General features: G+C 34.0%; 20 protein-coding genes and 2 pseudogenes. 1 reads left to right on the top strand and 21 read right to left on the bottom strand.

The genetic code is table 11. The annotated features are described in order from the left end of the window. Positions 1 to 2: 2 nt before the first annotated feature. The 10 genes from B8965_RS05540 to B8965_RS05495 all read right to left on the bottom strand — a co-directional run bounded on the left by B8965_RS05540 (position 3) and on the right by B8965_RS05495 (position 14,177). Entirely contained in the window at positions 3 to 860 is an 858-nt protein-coding gene (locus B8965_RS05540) for an Rpn family recombination-promoting nuclease/putative transposase (RefSeq protein WP_159446278.1), read from the bottom strand. 265 nt (positions 861 to 1,125) lie between these two features. Continuing rightward, complete coding sequence (locus B8965_RS05535) at positions 1,126 to 2,919, bottom strand: FAD-dependent oxidoreductase (RefSeq protein WP_159446277.1); 1,794 nt, start codon at positions 2,917 to 2,919, stop codon at positions 1,126 to 1,128. Positions 2,920 to 3,042: 123 nt separating this feature from the next. Beyond that, positions 3,043 to 4,485 (bottom strand): copper amine oxidase N-terminal domain-containing protein, encoded by a 1,443-nt coding sequence (locus B8965_RS05530; protein WP_084052858.1) that lies wholly within the window; start codon positions 4,483 to 4,485, stop codon positions 3,043 to 3,045. 66 nt (positions 4,486 to 4,551) lie between these two features. Further along, complete coding sequence (locus tag B8965_RS05525) at positions 4,552 to 5,829, bottom strand: TolC family protein (protein WP_084052857.1); 1,278 nt, start codon at positions 5,827 to 5,829, stop codon at positions 4,552 to 4,554. Between the two features lie 141 nt (positions 5,830 to 5,970). Continuing rightward, positions 5,971 to 8,292 (bottom strand): stalk domain-containing protein, encoded by a 2,322-nt coding sequence (locus B8965_RS05520; RefSeq protein ID WP_084052856.1) that lies wholly within the window; start codon positions 8,290 to 8,292, stop codon positions 5,971 to 5,973. Positions 8,293 to 8,872: 580 nt separating this feature from the next. Then, positions 8,873 to 9,634, bottom strand: a complete 762-nt coding sequence (locus B8965_RS05515; RefSeq protein WP_084052855.1) for a WecB/TagA/CpsF family glycosyltransferase — start codon at positions 9,632 to 9,634, stop codon at positions 8,873 to 8,875. A 122-nt stretch (positions 9,635 to 9,756) separates the two neighbouring features. Beyond that, a complete protein-coding gene (locus B8965_RS05510) occupies positions 9,757 to 11,397 on the bottom strand; it encodes an O-antigen ligase family protein (RefSeq protein WP_084052854.1) in 1,641 nt (546 codons plus the stop codon). Between the two features lie 13 nt (positions 11,398 to 11,410). Then, positions 11,411 to 11,905, bottom strand: a complete 495-nt coding sequence (locus B8965_RS05505; protein ID WP_084052853.1) for a tetratricopeptide repeat protein — start codon at positions 11,903 to 11,905, stop codon at positions 11,411 to 11,413. A gap of 134 nt (positions 11,906 to 12,039) precedes the next feature. Further along, complete coding sequence (locus tag B8965_RS05500) at positions 12,040 to 13,143, bottom strand: LCP family protein (protein WP_084052852.1); 1,104 nt, start codon at positions 13,141 to 13,143, stop codon at positions 12,040 to 12,042. Between the two features lie 128 nt (positions 13,144 to 13,271). Beyond that, the gene (locus B8965_RS05495) at positions 13,272 to 14,177 is read right to left on the bottom strand and encodes an LCP family protein (RefSeq protein ID WP_159446276.1); all 906 of its coding nucleotides are present in this window, start codon (positions 14,175 to 14,177) and stop codon (positions 13,272 to 13,274) included. A 446-nt stretch (positions 14,178 to 14,623) separates the two neighbouring features. Between B8965_RS05495 and B8965_RS05490 the strand changes: the two genes are divergently transcribed. After that, positions 14,624 to 14,830, top strand: a complete 207-nt coding sequence (locus tag B8965_RS05490) for a hypothetical protein (protein WP_084052850.1) — start codon at positions 14,624 to 14,626, stop codon at positions 14,828 to 14,830. Positions 14,831 to 15,130: 300 nt separating this feature from the next. Here the strand turns inward: B8965_RS05490 and B8965_RS05485 are convergent, their stop codons facing one another. The 11 genes and pseudogenes from B8965_RS05485 to B8965_RS05440 all read right to left on the bottom strand — a co-directional run bounded on the left by B8965_RS05485 (position 15,131) and on the right by B8965_RS05440 (position 25,773). Then, positions 15,131 to 16,150: an LCP family protein gene (locus B8965_RS05485; protein WP_143334227.1), complete on the bottom strand. Its 1,020-nt coding sequence runs from the start codon at positions 16,148 to 16,150 to the stop codon at positions 15,131 to 15,133. Between the two features lie 174 nt (positions 16,151 to 16,324). After that, positions 16,325 to 17,344 (bottom strand): rod shape-determining protein, encoded by a 1,020-nt coding sequence (mreB, locus tag B8965_RS05480; protein ID WP_242941933.1) that lies wholly within the window; start codon positions 17,342 to 17,344, stop codon positions 16,325 to 16,327. Positions 17,345 to 17,607: 263 nt separating this feature from the next. Continuing rightward, complete coding sequence (locus tag B8965_RS05475) at positions 17,608 to 19,614, bottom strand: EAL domain-containing protein (RefSeq protein ID WP_159446274.1); 2,007 nt, start codon at positions 19,612 to 19,614, stop codon at positions 17,608 to 17,610. Positions 19,615 to 20,069: 455 nt separating this feature from the next. Further along, a pseudogene (spoIIID, locus tag B8965_RS05470) lies at positions 20,070 to 20,315 on the bottom strand (sporulation transcriptional regulator SpoIIID); the annotation flags it as partial. A 62-nt stretch (positions 20,316 to 20,377) separates the two neighbouring features. Beyond that, on the bottom strand, positions 20,378 to 20,986 hold the full coding sequence (locus B8965_RS05465; protein ID WP_084052845.1) for a M23 family metallopeptidase: 609 nt from the start codon (positions 20,984 to 20,986) through the stop codon (positions 20,378 to 20,380). Continuing rightward, a complete protein-coding gene (locus tag B8965_RS05460) occupies positions 20,964 to 21,281 on the bottom strand; it encodes a hypothetical protein (RefSeq protein ID WP_084052844.1) in 318 nt (105 codons plus the stop codon). The genes B8965_RS05465 and B8965_RS05460 overlap by 23 nt, the downstream gene beginning before the upstream one ends. Before the next feature lie 210 nt (positions 21,282 to 21,491). Then, on the bottom strand, positions 21,492 to 21,734 hold the full coding sequence (locus B8965_RS12930) for a DUF4351 domain-containing protein (protein ID WP_278336339.1): 243 nt from the start codon (positions 21,732 to 21,734) through the stop codon (positions 21,492 to 21,494). A gap of 48 nt (positions 21,735 to 21,782) precedes the next feature. Continuing rightward, positions 21,783 to 22,043 (bottom strand): annotated as a pseudogene (locus tag B8965_RS12925) (Rpn family recombination-promoting nuclease/putative transposase); the annotation flags it as partial. Between the two features lie 313 nt (positions 22,044 to 22,356). Continuing rightward, entirely contained in the window at positions 22,357 to 23,313 is a 957-nt protein-coding gene (spoIID, locus tag B8965_RS05450; RefSeq protein ID WP_084052842.1) for a stage II sporulation protein D, read from the bottom strand. Between the two features lie 275 nt (positions 23,314 to 23,588). Then, positions 23,589 to 24,836, bottom strand: a complete 1,248-nt coding sequence (gene murA / locus B8965_RS05445; protein WP_084052865.1) for a UDP-N-acetylglucosamine 1-carboxyvinyltransferase — start codon at positions 24,834 to 24,836, stop codon at positions 23,589 to 23,591. A gap of 190 nt (positions 24,837 to 25,026) precedes the next feature. After that, a complete protein-coding gene (locus B8965_RS05440) occupies positions 25,027 to 25,773 on the bottom strand; it encodes a YwmB family TATA-box binding protein (RefSeq protein ID WP_084052841.1) in 747 nt (248 codons plus the stop codon). Between the last annotated feature and the right edge of the window lie 66 nt (positions 25,774 to 25,839).

Here is a 25,839-nt window from a genome sequence, read left to right as displayed (position 1 = left end):
TTTTATTTTCCTTCTTTAATTCCCTTTTGTATGCCTTTTTGTATGCCTTTTTTAATTCCTCTTTCTTCTATTTGTTCTAATATACCCATGGTAACATCCCCCTTTCCGTCTAATTTTCTTATTTCTTCTCGTATGTCTTCTTCTTTTAGTTGGCTATTTGTAAGCTCGATGTATTTTAAATATATTTCTCCGTAGTAAATTAATGTATCTAATGATTCTTCTTTTTCTGCTTCTTTTATAGCTAATAAAAATACCCTTAATACTACTTCAAGGTTTTCTTCAAAGGCATATTTAAATGCCTTTAGCATCATTGCCGTTAATTTTGTGTATTTTTCAAAATCATTTTCTTCGTATTCTTTTATATTAATAAGTTCATGTTTAAAGACAGGTACTCTTTCTTTAAAATATTCTGGTAGGTCATGAAATCCTGGAATCATTTCTCGTAAATCTGTTTTTAAGTTCCATTTTTCTTGCCCATGATATATTACTATTGGAATAATTATGGGTAATTCCTTTTTACCTTCTTTTTTAACGATGTTCGTCCAGAATTCTAAAATATATTTATGCACTTGGAATATGGTTAATTTGTCTTTATATGATTTATGTTCTAAAAGAAAGCTAATATAGCCCTCCTGGTTATTTATTTGTACTTTATAAATTAAGTCAAAAAAGATCTCTTTTAATTCCTTATTTGTAGATGATGCCTTCTGTAGTTCTAAACTTTCTAGATTTATAATAGCTAATGCTTCCTTTGGTATATTATTCTTAAGAAAGTCTTCTGCTATTCGTTTTTGACTAAACACTTCTTTAAATGTTAAGTCATGTTTATTTGTTTTTAGATGTTTTTCTGTATTGTTCACTGTAATGCTCCTAATCTTATTTTATCCTAAATTTTATATAAGTTCAAAGATTATAGTGCCTTGGTATTCATTGTCCCTATAACCTATCATTCCCTATTAATCAATATAAATACAAAAAAAGGCGACCCTCCGGCCGCCCTGTCCTTTCATGCTTTTAGAGAACAGGCGACTTTCAGATCGCCACATAATGTTATTACTTCTGCATATTTTTATTCATTAAACTAACTATTTCTGCAGGTATTTATTCGCATTTGCAATTAAAAAGCTACTTCTGCAAATACTTATACACATTTGCTATTAAATACGTCACTTCTGCTGCTTGTGGAATGGCGTAGTTTTTTGCGAAATATGGCTCTAACTTTTCTGTTAAAATGCCTTTATCCTTTAAGACTTTTCTCGCCTCATTGCCGCTTATTTGTTCGCCTGTCATAGCATAATGAGTTGCTGATAATATTTCTGATACTGTAGGAGTTAGGGAAACATCTACGGTATAAGGATTTTCTAGTTTTGACTTTTCTAAGGTACGATTTACTAGGTTTTGGAAGCGCCACTTTTCCATTTGTGCTTCTAGGCGATAGTCATTTACATATCCACCATCTAATAAGCCTAAACCTCTAATTGTTTTTAAGCCTTCATATGCCCAGTGATCCATGATCGGAGTTTTTACTTCAAATGGCTTTAAGTAGGCTCCTTGTTTAGTTAATTGCTTTTGCACCTTTTCAATATCATCTTTTGATTTAGACAATTCTCTAAAAGTCATTTCGTTTTCAATAGAATATATACTTGCTACTCCTGCTGCTTCCCCTTCACACATGCCAATAGGAATTACTCTCGCACTACCTGCAGCTAAGGATGTATAAGAGGCACTTCTACCTACTACTAATAAATTTTCGACCTTTAAAGGTACTAGGGAACGAAATGGAATACTATACTGGTCTGGACTACCTACTACTGTACCAGCACGTTGTTTGATATTTGGCTGAATATCTACTGGATAGCTACCAATAGTAATTCTATCCCATTGGTCACGATTTTCTAAAACGTCATCAATCGTGAGCTGATATTCTCCAATTATATGACGGCTTTCCCGCACATATAGTTGCTCAGCTGTTTCTAATAATTTTGCATTTTCAAATCCTACGTAATTTTTATTAATATATGGCATTAGGTATTCTAGCTCTTTATTTGCTCTAGCTATGCCTTCTTTTTTACTTTCTTCACTTAATACATCTACACCAAAAATTAAGAGCGCGTTAATTAAGACATTACCATTATCTTGGCGCGCAGCATTAAATCCACGTAAGTGCATCATAGGATCTTTGGTTTCATAGGCATATCCTTCATTAGTATACCCCCAGGCAGCTTTTTTAGTCACGCCTGCATGAGGATTATCACCACTTTTAATGTGTTTGGTTACTCGATCCCAATCTACACCAGTTAATTCAAAGACTAAGGTAACGCCCATTAATCTGTCCTTTTCCCCGATATCTTCACCAGCTAAGGTATATGGAGCTCCGGCCATAGCAGCAATGTCAGCATCAGTTGTAGCATCAATGATCCTTTTAGCAAAATACGTTTTAGGTGTACCATTTTCGCTTACTCTGATCCCTGTTACAGTGTTTCCATTTTTCATCACACCTGATACCTTGGTATTTAGCTTTAAAACGATAGATCGTTGATCCTCTACCATGTCATGAAATACCTTGGTAGCAAGGGTTACGTCAAAGGCTGTCCCCCCGACGGCATCATGAAATTCTTCAAAAATTCCTCTAGTTAAAAGTTCGCCTTTACTATTGTGGCACATATCTATGTAATTAAGTTTTCCTAGGGTCATAAGTCCCCCTAGGGCATGATCATCCTCAACAAGTAATACTGTCGCACCATTACGCGATGCTGAAACGGCAGCTGCAACTCCTTCTGGTTCTCCACCTACAACAATTACATCAAAATTATTATCCGTTGGTGGCGGGGGCCCAGGATTTTTTTCATTAGCCATTGCACAGCCCATTAAAATCAATAAAGTTGCTAAAATAGGCAGTAAAATTCTTTTCTTGAGCAAATAAATCCTTCCTTTCATCTGATAATCTATATTATAACCAATTACCATTATACCCTATATTTGCATATAAAAATATCCCACTTTTAATGGTATTAAGTGGGATACCTTGTTGCAGGTAAACTTTTAATTAATCGGTAAATAATAATAGTTATCAGCATCTTGGCCAAATAAGTAAATCTTAGCGATGCCCGGGATAAGCTGTTTTAAATTACCACCAATTGGCACTTCATCAATGCTATAAGTATTAGCACTTAAGTCATAAGATCCTAGGTAGAAAGTTGCTCCGGCATCTACCATGAAATACACAGTATCTCCCTGGGTAATTACATTGCTGACTTTTATTCTATTTTCCTCAAAATATTTTAGCAAATCATAGTGCTTAATAACTTTTTCATTTTTATCTATTACAGTAGAATAAATTTTGCTTGTTTTACCATTTTCTTTGACAACTTGCATAACTAAAAATCTATCTCCATTAGTTGCCACGATATTTTGCTCTACAACTTTATCAGTTTTAATATTATAGCGTAAATTATAATTATTTAAGAGAACTATTTCATCCTTTGCTGCAAAGCAATAGGCTCCATTAGTAGCCTTAGCCCAGCCCTTCGCCATGTCGTTTGAAATAGTACCTTCTACTTCAAGAACATTACCTCTAATGGTATCACGCCCAGCACCGGTAATTTCACCTTTACTATTAACAGTTAAGTATTCATAATCTTCATCACTATGATATAGTCGATATTTACCATAATAGGTATCAATCTTTCGTAAGGGCACATTATTAAGGGGGCTACCTATACCTACCTGATCTTTATCTTGTTCAGGGATATTAGCCTTAATTATAAACTCATTGCCCTCTACATTTACATTATTTAAATAGGTAAATCTTTTATCCATGCTTTGTTCTTTTTTAGTATTTTCACCTGTTGCTTTATCTATGTTATAAACTTCGATTGTTTTTCCTGTACTTAAGGCTTTAATAAGATTTCCCTCAGTTCCCACCATGTGCTTCTCTGCGCTATTTTGCCATAGGTGATAGTCACTGGTTATCTCATTAGGATCTACTTTTACCTTTTCATTTTCAGTAAGCTTTGGGATTTGGACTATTCCTTCATTAGTAGTTTTGCCTGTTACTCTATTAACTATACTTATATTTTTTCCAGTTGTTGTTTCTTTATAGTCGACGATAAAGCCTAGCTGTTCACTAAAAAATCTTAAAGGTATGTAGACAGCACCGTTTACTAATTTTGCGCCTTGTTCTAGCTCAGTTTTTTTAGCATTTATGTACGCATGCATCATTCCAGGTTCAAAGATCAAGGTTTTATCATGATAATAAGCAGTGGCTCTGTTTAAGATTTCACTCCACTCAACTTGCACGCCCACAGCCCCAAAGAAATCACGCATAGGTATAAATGTTCTACCATTTTCCACATAGACAGGGCTCTTAACATTTAATTTGTAGTCATTATAAAAGATAGTTACCTTGTCAGAGTTAGCTCCAGCCGGCACGGTTAATACAAGCAGCATGATAATTAAGAGCACAGGGAGTATAGTTTTCTTCATGTTTTTACCTCCTTTAAATTTAGATACTAAAATTAGTGAAGCGTAAATGCTCCACTAATTACTAGTTTACTGGAAAACCCCTTCTTTTGCCATCTCAATTTGGCGAGTTACTAAATAATAATCATAGGATGCTTTTTGTAAATCAGAAACGGCGCTTTGAAAGCTTAGTTCAGCTTGTTCTAATTCAATTTTTGAGATCATGCCTACTTCAAACTTTAACTTATTTTGCTCAAGAATTTTTTTGCTGTTTTCTAAAGTAACCTGAGCTAATTCATAAGACTTTTCTTTTGCAGATAAGTCCGTAAATAAGTTTTTCACATTTACCTCGTTATCAATTTTTACTTTCTCAATGGCTAAATTACTACGTTTTTCCTCTTTTAGGTATAAGCTATATTCATCGCTTCTACTTTTAACGCTTCCTCTATCATCTTGATTACGTTCAATAAGACGTTTTTGCTCAGCAATAGTACCCGAGTTTTTGATAGATTGGTCGAGAACTTCTTCATACTTATCTCTAGCTTTAATGCGCACGTTGACTTCTTGCAGTTTTAAAGGAGCATTTAAATCTCTCCCAATTAGATCATTAATTACTTTTAAAGTTGTTTGATGTTTATCCTTCCAGTAACGTAATTCTTTGGAAGAATCGCTAGTCGAAACAGCTTGGGTAGTAATATTAGTATCTAAGGTCATTCCTGCTTCCTTCTTAATCTTCTCCACTTTTAATAATTTATTCATAAATTGTTCTTTTTGATTTAAAATATCCAGCATTTTTTCTACTTGTAAAGCTTGTAAATACATGCTTTCTGCACTAAATTCAATAATTTTTTCTGCATCTCTTACTTTGTTTTTAGTTGTATTATAAGCATCTTCTGCTTGTAATTTTCCTGTTTCAGCCTTGTCTTCCATGGCCATTAAATCATCTACCCCACCAAGCGAGGTTAAAACTCCTAGTTGGCTATTTTCCAGAGCTAATTGCTGTTGTAATAAAGCATATTTTTCTGGCTCCTTACTTGGGTTAGTCGCCGCTATTTGAGCATTTATGTTTTTAATACTACCTACTGTAGCCTCGACAAGTTTTCCAGCTGGGTTACCCCTAACCGCTGCCTCACGACGAGCATCACGCACTCCTAGATATTGATTAGCTACTTGGTCCTTCTTTACTTCGGCATATTCTAAACCAATACGAGCATCCTTAGCTGAACGGCTATTTTCTACGGCTAATTTTTTAACTTGTTCTAAGGATAGTGTATTTGATAGTGATGGCATCTCAGTTCCTGCAAAGGCTGGTACCGAAAGGAACATAGTTAACGCCAATGACAGTGAGATTGCTTTCAGTTTTTTCATTATATTCACCTGCTTTTATGCAAAATTTTAGGTTCACGAGCGAACTGACCAGTCAGTCAGTAATATTTTTTAAAAAAATTATTTATTTTATGTAAAGAAAAAGGCCAGGGATTAACCTGACCTTTCATTTGTGTTACAATCTTACCAAGTTTGAGTGAATGTTACTGAAGCAGTAGTACCATCAGCAGCAGCGATAGCTTCTACTTCAGCACCAAAGATTTCAGATAATACACGGAAAGGTAATACAGTACGACCGTCTTTGATGAATGGAGCTACATCAGAAGATACAGTAGTAGTTACTCCGTCTTTTTCAACTGTGATTAATTGTTGACCAATTACTGCAGTTGCAGTCATGTCTTCACGAACTAATTTAACAGTTTGAGTTGCTTCATCCCACATTGTGTCAACGTTTTCACAACCTAAAGCTGTTGCAACAACACGTACTGGAACGAAAGTTCTGTTGTCTTTGATGAATGGAGCTAAGTCACTGTTTTGAACTACACCATCAACGATGTAAGTTGAAGTTCCGATTAATAATGTAACTTGTTCAGCACCTACTTTAGGAGCGTCAGCTTTGAAGCTTACAGTTACAGGGATACTTAAAGATACATTTTTGTCATTATCATTAAAGTCTTGTTTAATTACAACTTGGAATGTTACATCTCCCACAACATCAGAAGTTACATCAAATACTAATTCACCTGTACGGCTTAAAGTTTTTTGGTATGCAGACTTAATTGGTAAATTCCAATCTAATTTTGCATCCGCTGGAGCTGAAGTTTTGTATAAATCTACATTGATTTTTTCTCTTTTATTTGCATCTAAAGCGATATTATTGCCATCAGCATCTACAACTTGTAATTTAACAGTTGCTTTTTCACCAACAACAGCTTTACCATTTTCTGCTACTTTAACACTTGATACGTCAGAACCAATTACTAAAGTATCTGTTGCAGTTAAGTTTCTGCTTTCATCTAAAACAGTTACAGTTACAGTACCAGTTTTGTAGTTATAATCAGAACCTTTTTTAGCTTTTACTACACCAGCATCATCACCATAAGTTGCTACACTTGCTAAAGCAGTATTATCTACAGTCCAAGTATAGTTGTAGAATATTTTAGAGTCTTCTTTCTTATATGTTCCGTCAGCATCATATAATTTTACAGTTGGTTTTCTAGTTGATTTTTCCCATGCAATACTATTTTCTTTGATATCCATAGTCATGTTTACAATTTTACCTTGTTCTTTTACGTCAAAAGAAACGATTTCAGATTTACCATTAGCTAAAGAAACTTTAACTTTGTAAGTTCCTACCTTGTCAGGTTTTCTTGAGAAATCTAAATATAAAGTATCTTCTAAGTCATTCACCTTAACATTTCTAAAAGTTAAGTCTTTATCTTCTACTTTAGAGCCTGATGGAGTACTAATTACTTGGTGATATTTATGCTTATCTCCAGTATGATTAGCTGCTTTACCATTTAACTCGTCAACTAAAGTTTGGTCAACTTCTTCAATTAAGTTTCCATTGATGTCATATACTTTAAACTCAATTCCAGGATCGCTATCTAAAGCAATAGAAGCAGTTGGTTGGTCAGAAATTTCAATTTTGTAAGCTTCTGCAGCTGTAAAGCTAATTACTAAAGTGTTAACTTCACCAGCAACTTCTGCAGTTACTCTGTAAGTGTCGTTATCAGTTGCAGTTACACCAAATTCAATTTTACCTCTTTTATCTGTAATTTCTTCATCAGTGTCTACAAGAGCACCATTTTTGTTTACAGATAATTTAACTTTTTCACCTACAACAGCATTACCTTGTTTATCAACAACAAAGAAATCAAATTCTTTTTTATCAATTCCATTTGCTTTGCCGCCATTTACAGCTTGAGTAGTACTTAATGCTTCATTTGAACCTCTGTTAGTGAACTTATATGTCCAATCAGTACTTCTAGCAGCTTCGAATTCAGTTTTAGCTGTATCTCTGATTTGAACTGCATTGTTTTCAACTACATTTTTTTGGCATACTGATTCACTGTCTAACTTACTTGAATCAACAATAGCTGCTTTTACAGTTACTACACCAGCTTTTCCAGATTTTAAATATACTGTAGTTGATTTTTGTGGAGCAACTTTAATTATAGCTTTATTAAATTTGTTAGATAATTTGTTTCCATCTTTATCTGTGAATACATCTACATCAGATACTTGTTCGTTTGCACGTTCTGCCCAAATTACAAGTGTTGAACCTGAAGTAACTTCATTAGTTAAATTTCCAGTTTGATTTTTTAATTCAACTGTGAACCCAGCTAAATCTTTGTTATCAGCATCTACATAATCATCTTCTGCATAAATTTGTGACCATCCTAGTGATGCAACATCATCTGCAGCGAATGCAGCCACTGGTAATAATGTCATCATGAACGCTACTAACGTTAAGATGGCAAATAATTTTCTTTGTTTCTTCAAAATAATTCCCTCCTATATTGTGCGGGCTTTTTGCCCAAAATTTACTGCCTATGGCAGCTTATACACTTGTTTTACTGCGCATACATCTTTATGTAACTCGTATGCATTTCTAATCCCCCAGAGATACTAGGCTTTGTAACCTATCGTTTTAGGCTGTGTGGCCTAATCCCCCCTTTCGAAGAATTAATATTGCAATTAACTTAAATTTGTTAGCTAATTACTTTTATCGGCTTGGCCGACAATTTATATACAATGTAGTTTTTGCTAAATAAGGCAAATCCTACAATGATACACAAGTTATTATACCACATGGTTACGGTTGGTCAAGCAAAATGTTGTGAATAGTGTGAAAAAGATATTAGCTGTATGTACTCTAGAATATCTTCTAATTTTGCTCTTTTAAATCTGCCTTACTGATATTCTCTATCTTATCTAAAAATCCTTCTTAATTAAAGGAAAAATTTTAACCAATTTTTGTAACTGGTGTAAAACTTTTCTCCTTGGATTTGTTAAACCCTCTAACTATTACCAGTATGCCCATTAGACATTAAATCTTAAGCATTAACCAACTTCAGGTTAATCATTTTTTCTCTTCATCTTGAATGTCTTCTTCCCCTTTTTGCTTTTGCCCTATTACAGCAAGCACGAATTTAGGGAGTGCGAGCATCCTTTTATAGCGCCAGGGTTCTTTATAGAGCCTGTAAAGCCATTCTAAGCTATTGTTTTGCATCCATTCGGGTGCACGCTGCGCCTTACCAGCTAGTACATCAAAGCTTCCCCCTACCCCTATGCAGACAGGGACATTTAATTCTTTTAAGTGTTCTCTGATCCAAAACTCTTGTCTTGGAGCTCCGAGAGCCACAAAAAGAATATCGGGTGCTGATTTTTGGATGTTTTCTATTACTTTGGGTGTTTCTTCTTCATTAAAGTAACCATTTTCATAACCTACTATCTGACACTCAGGCTCAAGTTCTAAAACTTTTAAGACAGCCTTTTCGGCTATGCCTGGTTCACCACCTAAAAAGTACAATTTCCAGCCTTTTTTAGGGGCTTGTTTGCAAATAGCATTTAACAGGTCTATTCCAGTTACTCTTTCTTCAATTGGGTCCTTGATATATTTTGAGGCCCACATTACTCCTGATCCATCTGCTGTTACGAGGTCTGCCTTGTTTAAAGTACGACTTAGGCTTTTGTTTTCTCTGCCTGTGTAAATTATCTCGGCATTGGCTGTAATCACATGATGGGGAGTTTTGCTTTCAATGAATTCTTCTATTTTTTCTAAAGCTTGTTTTAGATTTACCTTATCTACTAGTGAACCTAGCAGGTAAATGCGTCTTCTCATATATAAGACGCTCCTTTCGATAAAAAAGTTCCCGGTTTTTGAAAAAACTTTTAAAACTTTTCTAACTTTTTTTTGCGCGTGTTTCTGGTAAGCATTAGTATAAACATTTATCTAGCTATTGTCTATGGTAATTCCTGATTCTCGTCCTGGGACAAGCCCCTAATGAGCGAAGTACTCACTCCAAAAATAATCCAAAAGATAAAGGTCGTGCCTATGCGTGAATCATTAAAGATCCATTGGATTAAGAACGCAAGCCAACCCATAAAAAGAGTTGCGATTAGATATTTTAGCTCTGAGTTAATACCTGTTAAGTATATTTTAAAGTGACGATATATATTAATGAATATTAACGACAAAAAGGCTAATAATGTTACTATTCCTGCACTATAAGCTAGGCCTAGGTAAAAGTTATGTGGTTTATCTACGGTCACGTCCATGGTATATAATCCAGTAATTTTATTAGGATCGTTTTGTGGAAAATGAAACGGATAAGTGTCAAATCCATAGCCAAATATCGGGTTTTGTTTAATTAATTTTAAAGTTTCTGCCCAGATGTACCCCCTACCCGATCCAAAGGTAGTGCCGCTGGCTGGGAGATTGAACTCTGTTGCAATATCGACTAGTGGTGCTTCTTCTACTTTAGGTTCTTCTACTTGCGGCTCTTCTGTTATTGGATCCTCTGCGGGTGGCTCTTGTACGGGAGGTGCTTCTTGCTCAATTTCCTCCGGCTTAATCTCTTCGGGTTTACTTGCTTCTATTTTAGCCTTTGCCTTTTCAGCCATTTCAGTAAAGAATCCAATGCTTTCATAGCGCACTCTTTCATTATGTGCATTTAAAACGTTATATGTTCCCGTAAAAATCACGAGCACAATAGCTAAGGTAATAAAGGCATTTTTTTTAGTGTTACTTTTGAGCATAAATAATACGAGTACAGGCAATGCTATAACTATAGTCACAAATCCGCTCGTGGATAAAGAAGTAAGGATCAGAGCAAAGGACATCGTGGCAAAAATAAGATTAATTACTTTATCGATAAGATTTCTATCAAATATTGCCTTGGTTACAAAAATACAGCATAGTACGGCTCCAATGCCGCTTACATAGTTAGGATTAGGCAGTGTCGCTAAGATATACCCCGTTAATGTATCTAAAGGCATCGTGCTTGGGGTTAAAAACTTTCTTACAGCTTCATAGTCTAAGATATTCGTGCCATAAAACCAGGTTAAGCCCAAAATGGTGTTTATGAAGGCTACCGGATATAAAGCTCTAATAATGTAGGTAACCTTTTTTTCCGTATACGTGATATTCGCAGCTATTAAAAAAATAAAACCATAACATAAAAAGGCGAGAGCCGATTCATAGCGATTGTACATACCAATTAAAGCTAAATGCTTATAATCTGCAAATATAGCTGAGAGTAATACTAAGACCATAAAAATAAATAAAGGCAAGTTGGTGTTATCTTGTTTAAGGGTATAGCCCTTAGAAACCATTTTCGTTAAAAAAAACATAATTAAAATGCTCGTCCCAAGTAAGAGCAGAGCATATTTATAATAGGAAAAGACATCTATTGTAAACCCTGTAGGTTCAAAATGATCACCAATAATCGGGCTAATATGGTCTGTAGGATGCATTTTAATCGTCAAGGGAATCAGCACTAACATGGCTAACAGCGTTTTCCAAATATTATTATCTATACGCGAATAATCCACGAGGCCATTCTGCAATGGTTTTACTTTATTTTTAAGCTTGTTTTTCTTCATTTTGTTCACCTATTCATTTCTTATTTTCGATCTTTTGGAGTAACGTATCCATTTGAGCTGCGATTTTTTCGTCTGAGGCTTCCTGACGGGCTAAGGTTAAATATCTATAGGCTTTATCGTCTTGCCCATTTTCAGCTAACAAATGGCTCCACTGATACATAAAATTAGAATCTTTAACTAAGAAAATATTCTTTTCCTTGGCTAGCTCGTAATTTTTAAGTGCCTCAGGGTACTCTTTTTTCCCTGCTAGGCACCCGCCATACTCCCAATACAGATTAGGGCTATTTTGATTACGCTTTTGTTCTAACAGATGCTTATATAAAGGTATAGCTTCATCAAAATTACCCCTTCTAAGATTTTTAAAGGCGTGCTTGTGCATGGCATCCTCTTTAGTCCATTCGCCATTTTGAGTACTGCCTACGACTGCCAGTATCAAAACCAAAACAAGCGCTACACTTAAAAAACTATAAAATATTAAATTACGCTGCTTACCAGTAATGTTTTTCATTGCGGTCTTCCTTTCCTTGAAAACTTGCTTATAATTCTTTAGATGATATCCCGCTATTTTAATTTTTAAAAATATAATATGGGAATTGCAAGACGCACTCTTTTCTAGCATCTTAATTCTAATTCGTACTTTTACTATCTTTTCGTATTTTTATTATTTTTACTACTTTTGCTATCTTCTTTCTCGCTTTTACTGTTTTCCTCGCTGTCTCTTTCTCTTTCTGCTTCCGCTTCCTCTGCTTCCAGCTTCGCCAGCTCGCTTGGCAGCATCTGCATTCTTTCAATTAATTCTTCCAACTCTTCATCATCTGCTCGCCAGTAGCTCACGCCTTTTTCATAAGTAGGCTCGCCTGGAAGATATTGTGACTGAAGATTGGATGAATTGACTTTTGCATATTTTGTGGCTAAATATAAGATTTCTCTAGTACCTAGGTCTGTTTCAATATTATCTTTTATTTCCTTTAAAAGATCTGGAATCTTCCAAACAGTATTAATACTTACAGCATGGTCAGCTAGGGCACTTAAAAACTTTTCCTGTCTTTCGATACGCCCGATATCTCCTTGAGCGTCGCCTCTCCAGCGCACATATCCAAGAGCATCATAGCCATTTAATGTTTGTAGTCCTTTTTTTAAGTTAATATCTTCAAGTGGCTTATACATTCTGCGTTCAACGTCAATTGTCACTCCACCTAGGATATCGATGATATTTTTAAAACCTTGAAAATTTGTTTCTATATAATAGTCCACAGGCACACCTAAAAAGTCCTCAACTGTTTCTACGGCAAGCTCTGTGCCCCCATAAGCGTGGGCATGGGTGATTTTCGTGGTACCATGACCTGCTACTTTTACCTTGGTATCACGCGGGATGGATAAAAGGCGCGCTTCTTTGTCTTTTGGGAACAAGGTTGCTAATATCATGGTATCAGATCTAGCTGGCTCGTTTTTTCTTTGGTCTGTTCCGATTATTAAGACATTAACCGGTCCTTCTTTATTTAAGGAACCTGACTTTTCTTCATCTGGTTCATCCTCAGCAACTATAGTATCGGGCTCTTTATCTCCACCAATGAGGCCTGCAAATAAACTATCTCCATAATAAAAGCCCATCCCTATCACGAGCAGGAATATTAAACCAAAAAATACGACTCTCATTAATCTTTTGAATTTCTTACTCAATTTGCGTTTTGGGGGCGTGCTGTTATTGATTTTGCGTTTATCTAGACGTGACAATTCTACCGACATATTAAACCTCCAATTTGATGTAGAGTAAATACACTTAAAAGCTAGTGCTTTATACTTTTCATTTTGCTCTCCACATTCTCTATTCTAACTCTATTTTCAACTTGCATCCAGCCTATTTCGCCTTGGCCTTATTTACCACTTATTTTATTTTCATCAGGTATATAATACCATAGTCCGTCAACCTTTTTGCTTTCTCCTGGTAATACAAGCGACGAAATTTCATTTTCCATTATATCAGGGAAAAGTTTAGCTAGGGCACCTATTTCCTTTTTCGGTATATCTGTCTCCACATTTTTCATTAAAATATCTATTAAGGAAGGTATTTTTTTTATTCCTTGGACACTTGTCACCTTTTCACCTACTAATTTAATTACTTCATGCTGTCTTTTTACTCTCCCAATATCTCCTTCGCTCGTGTCTCTAAAGCGCGAATAAGCAAGAGCGCCTCTACCATCTAACTTTTGCTCACCTGGTTTTAGGTCAATATCTTCTAATGGTTTATACATCCTCACAGGAACGTCTACTTCGATGCCATCTATAGCATCAACGACATCGATGACGCTTTGGAAGTTTACAATTAAATACCGGTCAATTTCTATGCCGAGAAAATCTCTTAATGCTTCTTTTGTTAAATCAACTCCTCCATATACATAGGCAGAGTTAATCTTTTCATAATGCCCTTTTACCTTTACCCTCGTATCGCGGGGTATGGATAGCATTTTAGCCTTTCGGTTTTCTGCATCTATGGTGGCTAGGATAATGGTATCTGTACGATTAGTATGTCCCATGGTTTTATCAAGGCCTAGTACTAAAATAGTGTATTCACCTAGCTCTTTTGCGATTTCTGACTTTTCTATTTCTTCCTTATTAACTAAATCTTTCTCTGGATCTGGCTCAGGAGGCAATGTAAAATAATAATTATAAGCCCACGCCGTCACACCTACACCTAAAATCAAAACTACGACTAAAGCAATAATTATCTTACTATACTTTTTATTTATTATACTCGTCCTTTTACTTCTAATTATACTCACCCTTTTAATCATTTTTTATTAAGTGTGCATTTTTCCATGTCTTAAAGCCAACATAATATTACATATCTTAATTTAAGCACTTCCTTTATGCGCATTTAATTAAGAGATAATCCCTTAAACTTTATTCTACCAATCTAGTTTTTCACAAACAAGTAAAATTTATTGCAAATACTTAAAACAGAAAGTGAAACTTGTCACATAATATTGTATACAATTGCGTGATTTTGGTTGACTTATTTACTCAAGTATAATATAAATAGTATATAGAGTATAAAAAATCATATATATATAATATAGTTTACTTTAATTTACTTAAACATCTTAAGTTCCCAACTAGCATTGGCAGATGACAATTCAGAAAATTCCGTATCATCTTATGGATAATATCAGTTATATTAATGACAACTTGTGAAGGTTTGTACAAAATTACTTTGGAGGTGCTATTTATGCTTACAAAAAATCAAATTAATCATCTTTTAGAAGAAAGAGATCGACTCTTTAAGGCGTGGCAATACGCTCCAGAAGGAGATAAAAATTCTATCGTAATGCGAATCAGCGACATTGATGAAGATTTAGCTTTTTATCAACCAGAAAAGAAAAAAGTAACCCGTAAATTTGTTAAAAATAATGTTAACTTAATTTTATACGACTAAGTTAAATGACTCAGTGTAGTAAGTAATAATTTAGTGGATGAGTAATCGGGTCAATGAGTATTTAGCTAATAAGTAATTAAATAAGTGTATAAATAACTAGCTGAATAAGCTAGTTAAAATTCAGAATGTTATAAATTTACAAACTTAAAATTAAATTGCAACTCAAAATGCCTCCTGCCGAGAATTCACAGGAGGCATTTTTTATGCCTTGTTTGACTTTTATATTATTTTGCATTTTGCCTATTTTGCTTTTTATATTATTTTATATTTTGCCTTATTTTAATCTATGCTTTATTTTGCCTATTCGGTCATTTGATACACCATATTATGCCAATCGTAAGGTTCGACGATAATCAGGGTCTGCCCATCCCTTTTAATTTTTTCCCCACCTAAAATTACCTTCGATAATTCAGCGTGATTGAGATTTTTAAATATCTTATAAAGGCTATAAGCACCTTTTACCCCGAGATCTGATTTAACATTTTCTTTAAAGATCCCTAATAATTTTGGATAATCACTAATTTTCGTCTTAGTTACCTCTTTAGCTACCCCTTGGAGGATTGCATCATCACCACTAGATGGGGATTGGTTGAATAAATTAGGGACATCTACATTTTCATCTTCAATGTAAACAGGGCCAATTATTTTACTTAAGTCTACTAAACCTTGCTTATCCACTTCCATATAATAAGGGATACTTATTTCCATGGTTTTACTAATTAAGTTTTTTAAACTTTCTGCACCATACTTTTTATGTATCTTTTCAAGAGATAAAAGCTGCCCATTAACATTAAGGCCTGTCTTAGTAGGCAAGAAAACCCCTGCTGACTTTTTATTCTTTTGATTAATAGAGTAAACAGAAACAAACTTAAGCCTATTTTGATCCACGCCTAAGACAATTAGATTAGTATTATCTGTTTTTTTATTTAAATGATTATCCTGCTTTACGAGCTTTTTTTCTGAGCTTTTCTTAGTGTTTTTAACTTCGCTAGCTTTAGGTGCTTCTACTACTTCGATTCTATTTTGCTCTGCTCGATTTGCAATCGCCTCATCTATATTAGGAGCCTCTACTACTTTATCTGTAATCAGAGATTCTTCTGGCTCATTTTTCAGCTTATCTCCAATAGTGCCAAAAATCTCTTTAACCTTTTCTTCTTGATCCTGTTGCATCATATCTAAATATCTATGAGTATCTACATTTTGTAAAAAATCTTTTTCTTTAACTTTGTCCGAAAACCATCCTACAGTAGGAACAAATAACATAAATCCTAAAATAATACCCATTAAAAGCATACGTCCCTTACCAAACAAGTTCATCATTCTCCCTTCACTCGTATTCTTCTTTATTATTGACCAAAAACAAAAAAACAATCCCTAAAAAGAGATTGTTTAGAAAAAAAACGGCCAAAACCGCTTCTCATATATTTATTCACTGTAATACTATAAGCACATAATATTGTATAATCTAAAAAATGTTTTTAATGTAAAGTTGATTTACAGTGCTTGTCTAGTTTTAACTTTACTTGCCTTTAGCATATCCATATCTTGCAGAGCTATTCCAGTACCGATTGCTACGCAGGAAATTGCATCTTCAGGAATTGCCACAGGAAGACCGGTAGATTCTGTAATTAAGGTATCTAAGCCATGTAATAAGGCTCCACCACCTGTCATTACGATTCCTTTATCCATAATATCTCCAGCTAATTCTGGTGGAGTCTTTTCTAATACTTCTTTTACCGCACTCACTATTGACATAACGGACTCTTTTAAAGCATCATTTACATCTTTAGCTGAAATTTCAATGGTTTTAGGCAGACCACTAACAAGGTCACGGCCTCTCATATCCGTAGTATCATTTGTAGTTAAGTAAGCTGTACCTATTTCTTTCTTTACTTCTTCTGCCGTTCTTTCGCCAATCATGAGATTAAATTCTCTACGAACATGGCGCACTATGTCAGAGTCAAAGCAGTCTCCCCCGGTTCTAATGGATTTACTGCACACAATTCCGCCCAAAGATAAAACAGCTACATCTGTGGTACCCCCACCAATATCAACAACCATACTGCCATTTGGCTGAGCAATATCAATTCCAGCACCTAAAGCCGCTGCTACTGGTTCTTCAATTAAATAAGCTTGTCTTGCTCCCGCCGCTATACAAGCCTGTTTTACTGCTCTTTCTTCTACTCCAGTTACTCCCGATGGGATGCATACCATTACTCTTGGTTTGAAAAATAATTTTTTGCCTGACGCTTTTTCAATGAAATATTTTAACATTTTTTCTGTCACATCATAATCAGCTATTACTCCATCTTTTAAAGGACGAATAGCAACTATATGACCAGGCGTTCTGCCTAGCATTTTTCTCGCATCTTCACCTACAGCGATAACCTGTCCTGTGTTTCGGTCCACAGAAACAACTGAGGGCTCATTTAAAACAATCCCCTTACCCTTTACATATACCAAAACGCTAGCTGTACCTAAATCTATCCCAATATCTTCTCCAAAACTTAACAACTTAACGTCCTCCCTTCTCAAGTAACGTGCCTTCATAATTTTCTATTATCATAAATATTCAGTGGAATTTCTCCCACTGAACCAGATTCTGCTCTTTCGTTTATATTATATTTAAAACTTAAGACCATCATTAGTTTTATTCGACAAATTATTTATATATCCTTTTAAGTATTAGTTAATTTTTATCTTATTTCAGTAAAACTGGGAACTTCTTTATGGTAGTGTTCCCTTAATATACTAATTTCATGCACCAAACAGATAACTTAAGCTAAAAATTTCTGTTCTATATAATTTGACTCTCTAGGCTTACTGATTAAATATCCTTGAACTAAATCGCATCCCGTCTTGCTTAATAAGCCATGCTGGTGCATAGTTTCTACGCCTTCTGCCGTTACCTTGATACGCATTGATTTTGCTAAATTTATAATTGTATTAACAATTTCCATGGAATCAGCACATTCAGGTACATCTTTAATAAAAGACCTGTCTACCTTTAATTTATCAATCGGTAATTCAGCAAGATAAGCAAGGGATGAATACCCTGTCCCAAAATCATCAATAGCTATTCCAATTCCGATTTCTTTCAGCTGTTTCATTTTTTTAAGGTTTTCTGTGACATTTTCCATAGCTACTGTTTCAGTTATTTCTAATTCTAAATATTTCGGTTCTAGCTCTGTTTCTTCTAATATTTTTTTAACTAGCTCAACAAAATCCGGGTGATCAAGCTGCAGAGCAGAGACATTGACTGATACGATAATAGGATCATACCCCTCTAGTTGCCATTTTTTATTTTGCTGGCATGCTTCTTTTAATACCCATTTTCCTATGTCTAAAATAAGTCCACTTTGTTCAGCCGTCTTAATTATTGTAATAATAGGAATTTTTCCATAAACTTTATGATTCCACCTCACGAGAGCCTCTACCCCTTGCGTTTTTCCAGTAGCAATATCTACAACTGGCTGATATAAAAGGTAAAATTCATGCTCATCAAGAGCATTCTCTAATTCTATTTCTAATTTTTGCTCTTCTCTAATAATATTATCAATTTCTTGATTATAAACAATGTAATTATCTCCACCTTGTTTTTTAACCATAATTTTGGCTAATGTAGCCTGGTGAATAATCTTTTGACTTATAAGTTTATCATGCCTGGAAAATATTCGTGCACCTATGCTATTTTTTAATTTAAATGAATTTCCGCGAATGTTTATCTTTTCACTACATTTTTGCCATAAATTATGAATACTCTTTTCCAGCTCATCGCGATTACTTGCCCATAATAAAAGAATAAATTCATCCCCATAGTATCTGGCTATTATTTCTTCATCTTGCATTATTTCTTTAAGATTATTACTGAAAACTCTTAAGGCTTCATTGCCCCCTTCATACCCGATAACGCCGTTTATTTTCTTGAAATCATCAATTGAAATAATTACAAGGGCAAATAAACCTTCCTCTTCTCTTGGCCTTTCTATCTTATAAGGAAGATCTAATAAAAACCAGTTAAAATTATGAAGTTCTGTAATACTATCTGTATAGGTTAGATTTTTAATTTTTGCAATCATTCTATTAAAACTTTGAGCAGCTTTACCGATTTCATTTGGCGTACTTTCATTAGCCTTTACATGAAAATTACCATCAGCTGCCTCTTCAAAAACTTCTTTTAATTTAATGATAGGAAGAGTGATCCGATTGGAAAAAAGATAAATAAATAAGGACATAAAAACAAAGCAAATTGCTAATGCTAATAACAAGGTATATTTGACCGTATTTATTTGCGAATAAAGGTCATACTCTGAAATGCTATATATGTATGTCCAATCTGGTGAACCGTCTATTTTTTCGATAAAGGCTACCATTTTCGTACCAGCTTCATTTTTATACTTTTCTATCCTCTTAACTTGATTTGCAAATTTTGCCCGTTCCTCTACATTATTAGTTATGTATTGAGGTTCGTTATTCTCTTCTGTTGAATTGGATCGAGCTAAAATCAAACCATTATCATTGATAATCAGGCTCTCTCCATTTAAATTATTATCAAAAGAATTTAATATAGCAGAGGGAGATGGTATTTCATGCGGGTTCGAATACCTTTCTAACCTTTTCTCTATACCATAGGCTCTAGCACAAACTCTCTCCATATACTGTCCATTGGTGAAATCCATAAATTCTTGTAATTTATGATCTGTTACTATTGCTAAAGCCATAAAGGCAATAAGCACTATAATAAAGTAGTTTATTAATAATTGCGATTTAATTGATTTAAACATTTTCGCCACCCTCATAAATCAAAGTTACATAAATCATAATTAGATACATCATAATTACATAAATCATAGTTACATAAAAATAATTGCATAATTATAATTACATAAAAATAATTGCATATTCATAATTGTATATTTATAGCTCTGTAAATTGTTTTTAGTAAATTATTCTAGTTCCTATTTATACATTATTCTAACAACTATTTCTAGGCATGTATACTCTTTATCTCTAAATTTAAAATCTAATTATCAAATTTGCATAATCTTCTGATAGATAAAGGACAAGACCTTGCAAAATACTGATTTGCAAGGCCTTGATGTGTTGATGTGTTTTTTTATATTTATTCATTTACGGTTTTTAATTCATTAATCGGATGCATTTCAGTATGTATTTCAGATCCTATTTTATTACCTATTACATTATGTATATCAGTATCTATTTCATTTACAGTATCTTTATTGCACATATATTTTTTCTTTGTAGCCTCTCCACCGCGTAAATGTCTTTCGGCTTTATTTTTTTCTAAAATTTCTTTTATTTTATCAGCTAATTCTTTATTAATAATTGGTAAGCGTTCTGTCATATCCTTATGTACTGTACTTTTACTCACACCAAAAACATTCGCGGTTTGCCTTACAGTAGCTGATTCTTCTAAAATATAATTGCATATATCTAATACTCTTTTTCTGATATATTCCTGCATTCCCCGACCTCCCCATAAACATCCTTATAAATGTATATGGGGTTGTTTGCAAAAAATGAATATTATTTCAAATATTCTTCAGGATTCACTAACTTTTTATTTTCGCGGACTTCAAAATGAAGATGTGACCCTTGACCCTCTTCAGTTAGACCTGGATTATCTATAATTCCAATAGTTTGACCTTGTTGAACTAAATCTCCCTTTTCTACTTTGCTTTTTCCTAAATGAGCATATGTCGTCACTAAACCTTGCCCATGATCTATAGTAATCGTAATATTATCTTGATTAGATTTATTTATTTCCAGAATAGTGCCATGTAAAGCTGCCTTCACAGATGTGCCAGACTTTACCTTAATATCTATTCCTGAATGTAAACGGTAGTCTTGATAAAATTGTGAAAAGGCTAAACCAAATGGTGCACTAATTTTTCCAGCTACAGGCTGAATTAACTTGCTACTTTTAACATTATCTACTTTCGGCTCAGCCTTCTTAGGCGTTTGTTTTTTAGGCTGTGCTGCTACACTAGTAGCCTCTTGTTCATGCTCAATTTTAATCGCCTCTATTTTTTGATTTTCCTTTGGACTTACTTTATTGGTACTAGCTCCATTACCTTCAGTAACTTCCTTTTTAGGGCTATTTTGATTAGAACTAGTTTTTTTGTGAAGCTGCATTAGTATTTTCTGCGGAATTTACAGGTACTTTCTTCTCTTCAGCCCTATTTCCTTCCACCGTAGGTTTACGGATTTCGATGTTTTCATCTGGTTTACTATTTTCTAAGCCCTTTCCTGGTAAGCGCGTATCTAGGGTTTCCCCCTCTGATCCCTGATCCTTGGCTTGTACCTCTACCTTTGTCACAGAATTATCCCTTTTTTGGCTTCTATCCATGTACTCTGTTAATTGATAAAAAGATACCATAACTGCAAATAAGATTATTATGTAATATATCGCACTGTTTTTAAATTTCACGCAAATCACCCTCCTTAACTATATTTTTCCCATTATCTGAGATTTATATACAAAGAAAGGTGCATGATATTTTTATCATAAGGATAGTAGATGCACCCCAGATTAGTAATGCTTAATTATGAATAAAATGAGTAATGTATAAATTTAAATATAAAAAATCCCTTACATTTTTATATGTACAAAACGTAAGGGATGGTTGAACATTATTATTTATTTTAAAAACTTATTAAGGTCGTCTAAACCTTCATAGACAAAGATATCATCAATTACAATTTCTAAGGTATCAGAATCTAACTTTTGTATTTTATCTTTAACTTCTAGGGGCAAACTTCCAAATTTCTTGGTTAATAGTTTGATAGCTGTTTTCGAAAGCGTTTCAATTTTTCCCTCTTTTAATCCTTCTTCTTTACCCTGTTGTCTTCCTTCTCTTCTAAGTCTTTCAGCAGTAGTCATTATTAACTCACTCCCCTCAGGATAAATTTTTTCCACTTCTTCTTGTATTTTTTTAATGTCTTCTTCATTAAAACTCTTCCCTGCACTATATATATATTTTAAGAATGTTTCAAAGTATTCTACTCCTTTTATATCTTCATCTTTATATCTAGATACATCATATAAAAGGTATTTGTAATTCGGTATGAATTCCTTCACTTCATCGGTTAACTCTTCGTACCCCTCAATCATTTCTCCTAAGGTTTTTCTTATATACCATTTATCTTTTCCATGATAAATTACTAAAGGTATTATAATTGGTAACTCATCACTTTTTTCATTTTCGTCACCTGCCTACTTATATTATACAATAAGCCTTGATAGTATTCCATATTTACTAGTCCTAAATAAAATAGTTAGAAATAAGTGAAATATTGTATAAGTGCATATAAAAAATCCCTTACATTTTTATATGTACAAAACGTAAGGGTGATTTTTATTATTATATTATTTAAAAAGGAATTTGTTATCATAAGCGAAGCGATAGCGAGTTCGATCCATTCCTAAAGCTACTGAAGCTCATTCCTTTTACCTGCCCGAGCGTGCATAGCGTTGATAACAAATTACCTTTTTCCTCACTTATTTAATCAAAAATACTAACTAATTCTACCCCTTTATAATATCTTTTCAATATTTCATCGTATTTTTTCCCTTTAGAAGCTAAATCATTTGCCCCATATTGACACAGTCCTACCCCATGTCCAAAACCACGTGTGGTAAAGGATACAGTTTCACTTCCTATTTTCCAGGTAAACCAAGTAGATTTAAGTCCTAATTTTACTCTTAAATCTGTAGCTTTAAACTCCTTATCTGCTATTTGCAGGGTCTTAATTCTTCCTGTACCTGTTTTCGTTAAAATCTTTATTTCTGGTTTTGCCTTAAAATTAATTTCTAAGGCTTTATCTAATTCTGAAATATTAATTTCTTTTGTATCTTGATAATGTTTGTCTTTATGATTTGTGCAATCGACGCTCACTAAATAAGGGTAGCTATTACTCCATACTTCTCCAGCTGCCTCTGTTTTATATCCACCACAAGTAGAATGATAAAGTGGATCGATTGGATTATTATCATATACTATGATTTGTCCCTTAGTTTCTATAATAGCTCTTTCAATTTTTTCTCTCTTTTCTGCATATTCTGTACCCCAGTTTCTTCGTAAACCATCATCACCTGTCCAAGCTTGGCAAATATCAGGGCTTGTAATAACATCAGCTTTATCATTAATTTTTTTCACCCTTTGATCCGGCTGAATAATTCTTCGATAAGCATAAGTTCGAGCTGCTACTGCTTGAGCTTTTAAGGCTTCTAATTCAAAAGAAGCAGGCATTTCTCCGGCTACAACTCCCACTAAATATTCATCTAATTTCATGTGCATTAATTCTTCAGTTTGATGATTAAAAACATTAATTGCTTTATCATCATATTCTTCTATATCTTTAGAATTTTCATTAGATTTTCCTCCCGAAGTAAGAAGGGTAGTACAGGCAGGGATAATTACAATAGATGCAATCAATAATATAAAACTAATCAGTATCATTCTGCGCAAAAGTCACGCCTCCTTTTTAACCTGACTAACTTGTCGTAAGTCTCCCACCCCCTTAGGTGGTAGTCAAACGCCAACTAAGTCATGCATTTGCAGTTCTAGAATTCAGGTGGAGTGAAAAAATCTCCACCTGAATTAAGAACTTGCTTCAACTCTTCCTTAAACTTATGAAGGGAAAAGGACAAAAAGAACAAGACTAATAGAAATAAAAAAAATCGGGAAACCCGATTTTTTAGTTTACTGACTTATGTTGTTTTATTTTTTCAGGTTTATTCTTCTCTGATTTTTGCCCCTAGAGATCTGAATTTATCTACGATATTTTCATATCCGCGATAAATGTGAAAAGTATTAGTAATTTCAGTTTCTCCTTCAGCTATTAAACCAGCTATAATTAGGGCTGCTCCTGCTCTTAAATCTGTTGCCTTTACTGGACAGCCTGTAATTTTTTTGCCACCTTCGATAATCGCACTACGTCCTTCTATGCGAATATCTACACCCATTCTTTTTAACTCATCTGCATGCATGAATCTATTTTCAAAAACAGTTTCACTAACTACGCCAGTGCCTAATGCTTTTGATAATAAAACCATAAACTGTGCCTGCATATCAGTTGGAAATCCTGGATATGGAAGAGTTTTAATATCTACTGGTTTTACCTTTTGAGGAGCTATTACTCTTAAGCCTTCGCCTTCTTCAATAATCTCTACACCACATTCTTGAAGTTTTGCGATAACAGGTTTTAAGTGGTCTGCAATAACATTTTCTAAAAGGATATTTCCACCTGTAATTGCACCAGCTACTAAAAAGGTTCCTGCTTCTATTCTATCTGGTATTACTGTATGAGTTGTTTCACGTAATTGTTTAACACCTTTAATTCTAATTACATTTGTCCCTGCACCCATTACTGATGCACCCATACTATTTAAAAAGTTTGCTAGGTCAACAATTTCTGGCTCCTCAGCAGCATTTTCAATAATAGTTGTCCCTTCTGCTAGAGTAGCAGCCATCATAATATTTTCTGTTGCTCCTACGCTTGGAAAATCTAAATATATTTTAGCCCCTACTAATTTAGTTGCTGTAGCTTCTATATAACCACGGTCTACATTGATGGTAGCTCCTAAGGCTTCCATACCTTTTAAGTGTAGATCTATCGGGCGAGTCCCAATTGCACATCCTCCAGGCATAGAAATCTTAACCTTACCTAATCTTGCAAGTAATGGTCCCATGATTAATATTGATGCTCTCATTTTACGCACATATTCATAAGGAGTTTCAAAACAAGTTATATTACTGCTATCTATATCTAAAGCATTCCCATTTCTTTCTACTTTAGCACCTAAGATGTGTAAAACCTCTACTAAAATATCTACATCAGATAAATCGGGAACATCTAGAATTTTATTTTTTCCTGGAGATAAAATTGTACCTATAATTATAGGTAAAACGGCATTTTTAGCTCCACTTATTTTTATGTTTCCGTTTAAACATGCGCCTCCAGTAACAATGATTTTCTCCAACTTATAAGTCCTGATCACAAAACCAATAAAATTATTCACGGGTCTTGTTACAGGGTGCACCTCCTTCCACCTTTAAAATTGGGTATATTTAAAACTGATAAAACTTTTGTCTCTTAAATAATGCTTAAAGCTAACATTTCTGTCAAGGTTTTTTCTCCTAGTTCAGAAATTTTATTCACCTTTATATATTCTAATATTCTTCATAAATTAAGGGGGCACCTACATGAATATATGTTTGATTATCAATAGAATGATAGCGCATTGCTATATTGATATTAATTTTCTTTCCATTAACGCTTAGATAATCTGGGCAACCCTCACTATATCCACTTACGCTTAATAATCCTTCTGAATTTATCCCTTCCTGAGATTTCGCATTAATAGCTGTAAAGATTTCTTTTATCCTTTTTTCACTTTGGCTACTTTCTAAATTACCATCGTATGTTCCTGTTGCAGTAATGCCGATTTCACTTTTAATATTTAATTTAGATAGAGCCGTATCTATTCTATCATAATAAGCCCTGCCTGTGCTAAAATCCTTTGTAAAAATTAAAATTCCGAGATAAGTTCCTGATTCGCCCTCCCCATTACTAAGGCTTTGGAGCGAGCTTTCTACATAAATATCTTCCGAGATCTTTTCCTTTTGAAAAATATTTAAAAATCCTGGATTAATATTATCTATTTCAGGGTTACTACTTAGTCCTAAAGATGATATGATTTCTTCATGAATATCTAATAATTCATTTTCCGTTAAGGCGCCTGTTCTTATTTTTGTCCAAGTTTGGATATTTAATACCTGTAAATCTGCATCAGATTTTAGAAATCCTTGCATAGCTAGGTCATAATAGTCTGAGTTTACTTTACTACTTTCATATGTAGGTATAATTAAGGTAATTATAATTGCAATTACAGCTGCAACCGAGGAATAAGCTTTCATGCTAGACAACTCCTTTAAATATGATTATCCTTTATATAATTGACCAAAATATTGAGTATTATTCCT

The sequence above is a fragment of the Desulfonispora thiosulfatigenes DSM 11270 genome (assembly GCF_900176035.1).
GTDB classification, from domain to species: Bacteria; Bacillota; Peptococcia; order Peptococcales; family Desulfonisporaceae; genus Desulfonispora; species Desulfonispora thiosulfatigenes.
The sequence above is the reverse complement of the archived record's forward strand: the minus strand, read 5'-3'. Positions and strand labels throughout refer to the sequence as shown.